6 protein-coding genes are annotated in these 7,890 nt (G+C 71.3%); all 6 read right to left on the reverse strand.

Annotated elements, in window-relative coordinates; all coding sequences use genetic code 11:
- Positions 1-1,061, reverse strand: a 1,061-nt coding sequence (locus tag AC1MIR_RS07630; protein WP_480027581.1) for a pilus assembly protein TadG-related protein, incomplete at its 3' end; no start/stop codon positions are given.
- 14 nt (positions 1,062-1,075) lie between these two features.
- Positions 1,076-1,636: a hypothetical protein gene (locus tag AC1MIR_RS07635; RefSeq protein WP_480027582.1), complete on the reverse strand. Its 561-nt coding sequence runs from the start codon at positions 1,634-1,636 to the stop codon at positions 1,076-1,078.
- Positions 1,637-1,661: 25 nt separating this feature from the next.
- Complete coding sequence (locus AC1MIR_RS07640; protein WP_480027583.1) at positions 1,662-2,150, reverse strand: TadE/TadG family type IV pilus assembly protein; 489 nt, start codon at positions 2,148-2,150, stop codon at positions 1,662-1,664.
- A 379-nt stretch (positions 2,151-2,529) separates the two neighbouring features.
- Positions 2,530-3,066, reverse strand: a complete 537-nt coding sequence (locus tag AC1MIR_RS07645; RefSeq protein ID WP_480027584.1) for a TadE/TadG family type IV pilus assembly protein — start codon at positions 3,064-3,066, stop codon at positions 2,530-2,532.
- 698 nt (positions 3,067-3,764) lie between these two features.
- Complete coding sequence (locus AC1MIR_RS07650; RefSeq protein WP_480027585.1) at positions 3,765-6,383, reverse strand: TIGR02302 family protein; 2,619 nt, start codon at positions 6,381-6,383, stop codon at positions 3,765-3,767.
- Positions 6,380-7,726 (reverse strand): diaminopimelate decarboxylase, encoded by a 1,347-nt coding sequence (gene lysA, locus AC1MIR_RS07655; protein WP_480027586.1) that lies wholly within the window; start codon positions 7,724-7,726, stop codon positions 6,380-6,382. The genes AC1MIR_RS07650 and lysA overlap by 4 nt, the downstream gene beginning before the upstream one ends.
- Between the last annotated feature and the right edge of the window lie 164 nt (positions 7,727-7,890).

Below are 7,890 nucleotides of genomic sequence, written 5' to 3' on the forward strand. Positions count from 1 at the left end.
GTTCCGCCGCTGCGCGGCGGCGCGACGATCGCAGCCAAGGCAGCGTTGACCTGGCTGCGGCGCGCGGTGAGCGGTTGGATCGGCGTCATGGCGCAGAGCAGATTCGGTCCAACGGATTCGGCATGCGTCATGCCGGCGTCTCGCAACGTGTCGTACATGACGTTCGCGTTGAGCTGGCTTTGCGTGGGCGCGCCGACGTTGGTCGGCCAGTCGTTGTCGCCGTGGCAGAAGCGGTTGCTGTTGTTGCTGCCCGGATAGGCGTTGCTGCTGACGCAGCGGCCGGAGGCGACGGTGCCGACCTGGCGGTAGGTGCTGGGCCAGAAGTAGGGACGGAAGCGTGCCGCACCCGTCGGGGCGGCGTCGGTGGTGTCGTGGCCGTTGCGGCGCGCCTCGACGCAGCCCGACCAGCTGCCGAGATTCCAGCCGGCGGGCATGTTGCTGGTGTCGAGCATGGCGGAGTTGTTGTTGCCGATATTGATGGTGCGCGCGAAGGGCACGACCGAGACGAAAAGGTTCTGCTGGGTCTCGCGCCCGCCATAGAGCACGTCCAGCATGGTGTGGATGGCGCTGCGCGCGGCGTCGAGCTTGGTGCCGCCGAGCCCGCCGCCGGCCGCCTCGCGCATGGAGGCGGTCTGGTCCACCACGATTGCAAGTTCGAGCCCGCTGCCGCCGCGCTGCACCGTCGTGCGCTCGGTGCGCACGACGGCGCCGTTGGAGAGCACGCCGAACAGGGTCGTCCCGATGGTCGCACTGGCCTGCACGGTCAGCGCGGTGGATCCGGGGGCGGCCGAGGCGATCTGCGGCTGGCTGATGGTGGCGCCGAGATAGCCGCGCGTGCCGTCGCGCTGGGTGAAATGCGCCCAGAACACCGCCGCCGCCTCGCTGTCGCGGTTCGGGTCGGTCAGCCGTCGTGCTGCCGTCAGCGCGGCGGCGTCCACCGCGGTGCGCAGCCGCGTCTCAACAAGCCAGATGCGTGTGCTGTCCACGGCGAGGCCGGCCGCACCGACCATCGAAGCCATCATCATCGCGGTCAGCGCCGCGGTCGTGCCGCGCTTGTCCATCGCGGGTCTCTCCTTCAGGCGGTGCAATCGGGTTGCGCGCTCGCGACGGGCGCGATCAGCAGGGCGGGCGCATCGGGCGCCCGCGTGAGGAAGACGGTCATCCCGCGCAGCACCTGCTCGGCTGCGTCGTTCATGAAGAGCGTGCCGAGGGACCAGGGCGCACGCGGCAGGAACACCTCGGTCACGAAAAGGGTCTGACCGGGCGGCACGGCGAAGCCGCCAGGAAGGGTGGCGTTGCCGCCAGAGGCGCCGATGCGGCTGGCATGCGCGGCGCTGCCGCTGCGGTGCTGCCACATCACCCGTGTGGCGCCGTTCTGCTGCCCGACCGCGCTCAAGACGACCGCACCGGTCGCTCCGGCGCCCGTCACCGCGCCCGCGGAGCCGACGATGCGCTGCGCATAGGTCCAGAACTGGTCGGTATCGCCAGGAGCCGCGATGCGGTTGCACTGGGAGACCAGCTGGCCGAGCTGCAGCGCCGCCGAGTCGAGGCGCATCTGCGTCCGCATGAAGTTCACCAGATCGGTGCCGGCCAGCGCGAGCAGCAGCAGGACCGGCACGAGCAGGCCGAATTCCACGCTGGCGCTGCCGCTGCGAAGACGTCTAGCAGACCGCATTGTCGAAGGCCTCGTTCTTCACCACGACGGCGGCGCGGTGCAGGATCTGCTCCGGTCCGCCGATGATCCGGAGCCAGGCGCCAGTCAGGAACGGCTCGGCGTAGGTCACGTTGTAGGTGACCACCTGGCCGCCGGTGCCTGCGCCCGGGGTCGGGTTGGTGACGTTGAAGTCGGATGGGCTGTCATAGGCGCCAGTGGTCACCTGGATCCGCTCCGGCGTGAGGATGCTTCCCGTGGCGTTCGCCACCAGCCAACGGATCGTCTGCGACCGGCACGTGATGTCGGCGGGGGTATCGGGGCGCGTCGCCTGCCCGGTGACGCCGAAGCGGCTGGCACGAAGCGTCGCGCGGTCGAGCGCGGCGGCGACGGTACTCTGCCAGGCCACCTCGACGACGCCGACGAGCGCGGCGAGGATGACGAGAAACAGGACGCTGAATTCGGCCGAGGCGACGCCGCGGCTGCATGGTCGGGCCATGTTCCGTATCCGATGCCCGGCGAGATGCCGGCGTTGAATCCGTTAAGGAACGAACGCACCCCACTCAATCCATGTGTTGTCGTTATTGGTTCGTCATTGTTTTAATTTTTGCTCATTGCGAATAAGCAATATAAGGCGCTGCGCAGGGCCTGCGGCCGGTCTGCCGAATTACCCGTTGGCGCTTTGGGATGCGCCGGATGGTGTGCCGAGCGAATGGCGTCGACGCAGCAGCCGCCAAGGGCTTCGCACGCCGGCTACCCGCCAGACGCCGCCGCTGTCGGCTGCATCGACCAACGGCGCGTCGCGCCGAAGCCGGGCCTGGGGCACCAGATGAACGGGACGGAAGAGCCCAGCGCCGCCGCGCGAGCCGAACGGCATCTTAGCAGGTCGCATTGTCGAAGGCCTCGTTCTTCACGACGATGGTGGCGCGGTGGACCAGGTGGTCCGGGCCGCCGAGCAGGCGCAGCCAGGCGCCGCTCAGGAAAGGTTCGGTGTAGGTGACACTGTAGGTGACGACCTGGCCGCCGCGCCCCGCGCCGGGCGTGGCGGGCAGAGCCATGCCGCCAGGGCTGGCATGCGCGCCGGTGGTCACCTGCAACCGGTCGGGCGACAGGAGCCGCCCGCCAGCATGGGTGATGATCCAGGGAATGGTCTGCGAACGGCAGGCAAGTTCCGCCGGGGCGCCGGGGCGTGTCTGCTGGCCGGTTATCCCGAAGCGGCTGGCCTTCGCCGTCGCACGATCGAGCGTGGAGGCGACGGCAAGCTGCCAGCTCACCTCGACCACGCCGATAGCCGCCATCAGGAAGGCAGGCAGCAGGAGCCCGATCTCAGCGGTGGCGACACCCCTCCGGCAAGGCACGGGAGAGCGGACGCCCGTCAGCGAAACGGCAGCAAGACTGACAAGGAAACGCCGCATCGCAACACAACCCCTCACTGCGCGAACAATCTTGTGCCGAATAATAAAAATTGAGCCGCCGCCGTCAAGTTCGTTAAGGGTTTTGACTATGTCAGGAATTGTCAGTAGTTCTGTGTATTATTTGTATGATCTGGTCAGTCATCGTCTTATGATTGTACGTTACTGTGACGATCCGTCTGGCGCCTCAGAACGTTGTCAGCGAGACGCCGGCCTGACTCGCGCGATGGTTGTATTTTCATATACCAGAGCAGGTCTGTACGGGGGCGGCGGCGGCACGAAGCCAAGCATCAACGAGACGTGCGCCGCGGCAGAGCCCGGCAAACAGTCTCAATAATCGGCCTTTTCTCGGATGATCCGGATGTGGCAGGGCAGCGCGGCCCGGCCCGCCTGGCAGGCTCGGGGTTGCGCGGAGTACTGATTGCCGCACGCCCGGCTGCGAGCTGCACTATCGCCGCGGGGACTGCGGCGCTGGGCACCAGACCGCGCACCGCGCGCAGCCCGTCTCCACCGTCGGGTAAGCGCTCCGCCGTCTCGGCCTTTCCCGGCTCGCCGCCCTCGACCTGCCCCGACCCCGCATCCACGAGCGCCGGAGCCTGGACCGGGCTTTGCACCGGCGCGCCGCGAAGGGATCGTCGCTCAGCGTCGAACCGGTGTTCCGTTCGCACGTCGGTCGGCACGCCGACCGCAGCCAGGACCCATCAGAAGCGGCGCAGCAGCCGGTCGATGTAGTCCAGCTCGTCCTGCGGGCGTTCCCGCTCGGCGCCGCGCTTGCGCAGTTCCTCCTGCAGACGGCGGGTACGAAGCAGCTCAGCCTCATCCGGGACGCGCGTGTCGCTCCCATTGTCCTGGGCACCCGGCGCCTCGCGCGTGCGGCGGCCGAGCGGATCGCGCCCGTCGCCCTGGTTCTGCGCCTGGTCCTGACTTTCGCCCTGGCCCTGACCCTCGCCCATCATCTCGCCGGAGTCTTCGCCCTCGCCCTCGCCCTCGCCTTCCTGCTGGCCGAACTGGCGCTGCATCTGCTGCGCCATCTGGCGCGCGCCCTCGACAAGCTCGCGGATGGCGCGCTGCTGGGCGTCGCGCGCATCGCCGCCGTCCATGAGCTGGTCCTGCGCCTCCCGCATCGCCTGGTCGGCGCGACCGAGCTGCGGCGGAACCTCGCCGGTGAGGTCGCCGAATTGCTGCATCACCTCGCCCAGCGCGCGGCGGAGCGCGCGCTGGACGCGCGCCTCGCGGTTCGCTTCCGTCTGGGCCTGCTGCTCGGCCTCGGCGCGCTGCTGCTGCTGTTGCTGCTGCTGCTCCGGCGTCTGGCGGTTCCAGGGGCTGCGGCGCTGGGCCTGTTCGGCGCGGCGCTCCGCCTCGCGCCGCTGCGTCTCCGCCTCGGCGCGGCGATGGCCGCTGTCCAGCATGCGGGTCTGGCGCTGCACCATGTCCTGCACCACGCCCATCTGCTGCTCGCCGCGCTGGCGCTGCTGGCGGCGGCGTTCCTGCTGCTCGTTGCGGGCGGAGCGGCCCTCCTCCAGCGCGCGCAGCATCTCCTCGAGCTCGGCGAGCTCGCGCTCCGCGTCCTCCGGGCGGTCCTGGCGGTTCGCCTCGCGCATGCGGTCGGTGCGGCGGTCCAGGTCGCGGCGGTCCATCAGCCGGTTCTGCGGATCGAAGGGCATCGCCTCCGCATTCTCCTGCTGCAGGCGCTCGGCCAGTGCCTCCAGGTGGCGGCGGATGGCGTCACGCAGCTCCTGGATGCGGCGCTCCGTCTCGGTGCGCTGCTCGGCATTGCGCTCGGTGCGCTCGCCGTCACGCTGCTGCTCCAGCTGGCGCTGCGCCTCCTGCAGCGCCTCGCGCAGCTCCTCGCGCGCTTGCTGGAGCGCGCGGGCCGTGCGCTCGGCTCGACCTTCCTCCAGCGCCAGCGCCGTCTCCCACATGATGTCCTGCGCCTCCGTCACCGCCTCCGGCCGACGGTCGCGGGTCAGGCGGTGGCGCGCGCTGCGCAGCGCCAGATAGGTGGTCGTGTCGTGCTCGAAGGCCTCGGGCACGGCAGCAAGGCCATCCAGGGCACGCCGCGCGTCGGCGCGGGCCGTGGGGTCGAGCGACAGCGCCTTGCGCAGCGCGATCAGCGCCTGTGCCACAGGATGGGTGAAGCTGCGCTCCGGCAACGCGAGCGTGGCCGCCGCCGAGACGCCTTCCTGGTCAGCGCCGTCGCGGGCGCGGAGCACGATCTCCACCTCAAGCCCGGCCCAGGGATGGGCGGAGAGGTCGGGCGCGGCGACGCCGCGCGCATCACGCGCCTGCGCCGGCAGGGGGATCTCCACCACATGCGGCGGGGCGTCCGGCCGCGCCTTCAGCCGGATCTCCGCGTTCAGCGAGACGACGCCCCAATCGTCCTGCACCTGCCAAGGCAGGCGGATCGCCAGGCCCCGGAGGGCGCGGCCGGGCGCCTCAGTGAAGCTGGCGCTCGGCGGCTGGTCGGCCTGCACCGTCAGCGTCCAGGCCGCGACGTCGGCGCCGTCGCGGCGAATCACGAGCCTTGCGCCCCTGTCGAGCACCGCCTCGACCCCAAAGGAGCGCGCGTCGAGCGCGCGGAAGGCACTTGAAGAGTCGCCGACCTGCAACTCCGGCGCGCCGCCGGTGCCGCCAGTGAGCGCGACCTGCAGGCGACTCCCTGCGGGCACGGAAACACTGCCGCCGCCGGGATCGAGGAAGACCGGCGCCGCAGCGGTATAGGGGGGCGGGGTGATCCAGGCCTCCAGCCGCATCGGCGGCGGGGCGGCGGGCATCGCGACCTCGCCGGCGAAGGCGCGGCGCAGGCGCTCCGGCGCCTCGGGCCCGGCAACGACGAGTGCTGCGAGCAGCGACAGGGCAAGCGCGGCCCGCAGCGCGATCGGGTCGCGTTTCGCGAGGCCCGGCCGCGGCAGGCCGACGCGCAGCCTGCGGACATTCGACAGCACGCGGTCGCGATGGACCTGCCACACCGCCTGCGCCAGCGGGTCGTCGCCAGCGGGCTTGTCGGTCAGCGTGGCGAGGGGACGGTGATCGAGGCCGGATTCGCGCTCCAGCCGCCGGTCGGCGGGATCGTCGCCCGGCCAGCGGAAGCCGCGCAGACCGTGGCGCAGGGCCGCGACGAAGCCGGCGAAGAAGCCCGCCGCAACCAGCATGCGGAGCCATCCCGGCAGCAGCAGCGGGATCCCGAGCAGGGCGAAGGTGAGAAAGAGGCCGAGCACGCCGAGGGCGGGCCAGATGGCAGGCCAGATCGCCTCCCAGGCGAGCGCGAGCCGTGCGAGGCGGCGTCGCCGCGAAAGCGGGGCGAGCGGCGCGGGCGTCACGCCGCGTACCAGGCGGGCAGGCGCTGGCCGGCGAGCAGGGCTTCGGGCGTCTGGCGTTCGCGCACCACGGCGAAGCGGGCGCCGTCCACCAGGACCTCCGCGGCCAGGGGCCGCGCATTGTAGGTGCTGCTCATCGCCGCTCCGTACGCCCCCGCATCGAGGAACGCGACGAGGCTACCCGGTTCCAGGGTGGGAAGGCCACGATTTCGCGCGAAGGTGTCGCCGGTCTCGCAGACCGGCCCGACCACGTCGCAGGACGAGACGGGCGCGACGTAATCGGTGGGCGAGACGGGCACGATGCCGTGCCAGGCCTCGTACATCGCCGGCCGCACCAGGTCGTTCATCGCGGCGTCGAGGATGACGAAGCGGCGCGCGCCGTTCCGCTTGGACAGGACGACGGAGGCGAGCAGCACGCCGGCCGGGCCAGCGATCCAGCGGCCGGGCTCCATCATCAGCCGCACGCCGAGATTGCCGAGCGTGGTCCTGATGGCGCCGGCGAGCGCGGCGGGGCTGGGCGCGGGCTCGTTGCGATAGGGGATGCCGAGGCCGCCGCCGCAATCCACGCGGTCCACCGGCAGGCCCTGCGCCCGCAGCGCGCGGACGAGATCGGCGAGCGCGCGATAGGCGGCGGCATAGGCGCCCATGCCCGCGGTGATCTGGCTGCCGATATGCGTCGCGATGCCGGCAGGGCGGATGCCGGGCGTCGCGGCCATCCGGGCGTAGAGCGCCGGCGCGTCGGCCATGGCGACGCCGAACTTGTTCTCGCTCTTGCCGGTGGTGATCTTGGCGTGGGTCAGCGGGTCCACATCCGGGTTCACGCGGATCGCGACATCCACGGTGCGGCCGAGTTCGGTCGCGGCGGCGGAGATCATCGCGATCTCCTCCACGCTCTCGGCATTGATCTGGCCGACGCCCTGGCCGATGGCGAAGCGCAGCTCGGGCATCGTCTTGCCGACGCCGGAGAAGACGACGTGATCCGGCGCGATGCCGGCCGCGAGCGCGGCGCGCAGCTCGCCTTCGGAGACGATGTCGGCGCCCGCGCCTTCGCGCGCCAGCGTGCGCAGCACGGCGAGGTTGGGATTGGCCTTGACCGCGAAATGGATCTCGCAGTCGAGCGAAGCCTCGCTGAGCGCCGCCTGCATCGCGCGGTAGCGGCGGCGGAGCGTGGCGGCGGAATAGACCCAGGTGGGCGTGCCGATTTCGGCCGCGATGCGGGCGAGCGGCACCTCCTCCATCGTCAGCCCGTCCTGGGCATGCGCGGCGAGGTCGGGGCGGCCGGCGAGGAGCTCGGCGAAGGTGGGGTCGGCGTCGTCCGGGGGGAGCGACGGGGCGGGGGCGGCCATGCGCCAAGAATGGGGCTGGCGCACGGCTTCGGGAAGATGAGGGGCCTCCCTTCTCCCTCCCCCGCATGGCGGGGGAGGGTCGGGGGGGGGGGCGGCCCCCCCCCCCGCGCTTGCGCGCGCGGGTGGCCCAGAAGCCCTCGAACACCACCAGGTCCATCGCGCCG

The sequence above is a fragment of the Falsiroseomonas sp. RANM36 genome (assembly GCF_056682175.1).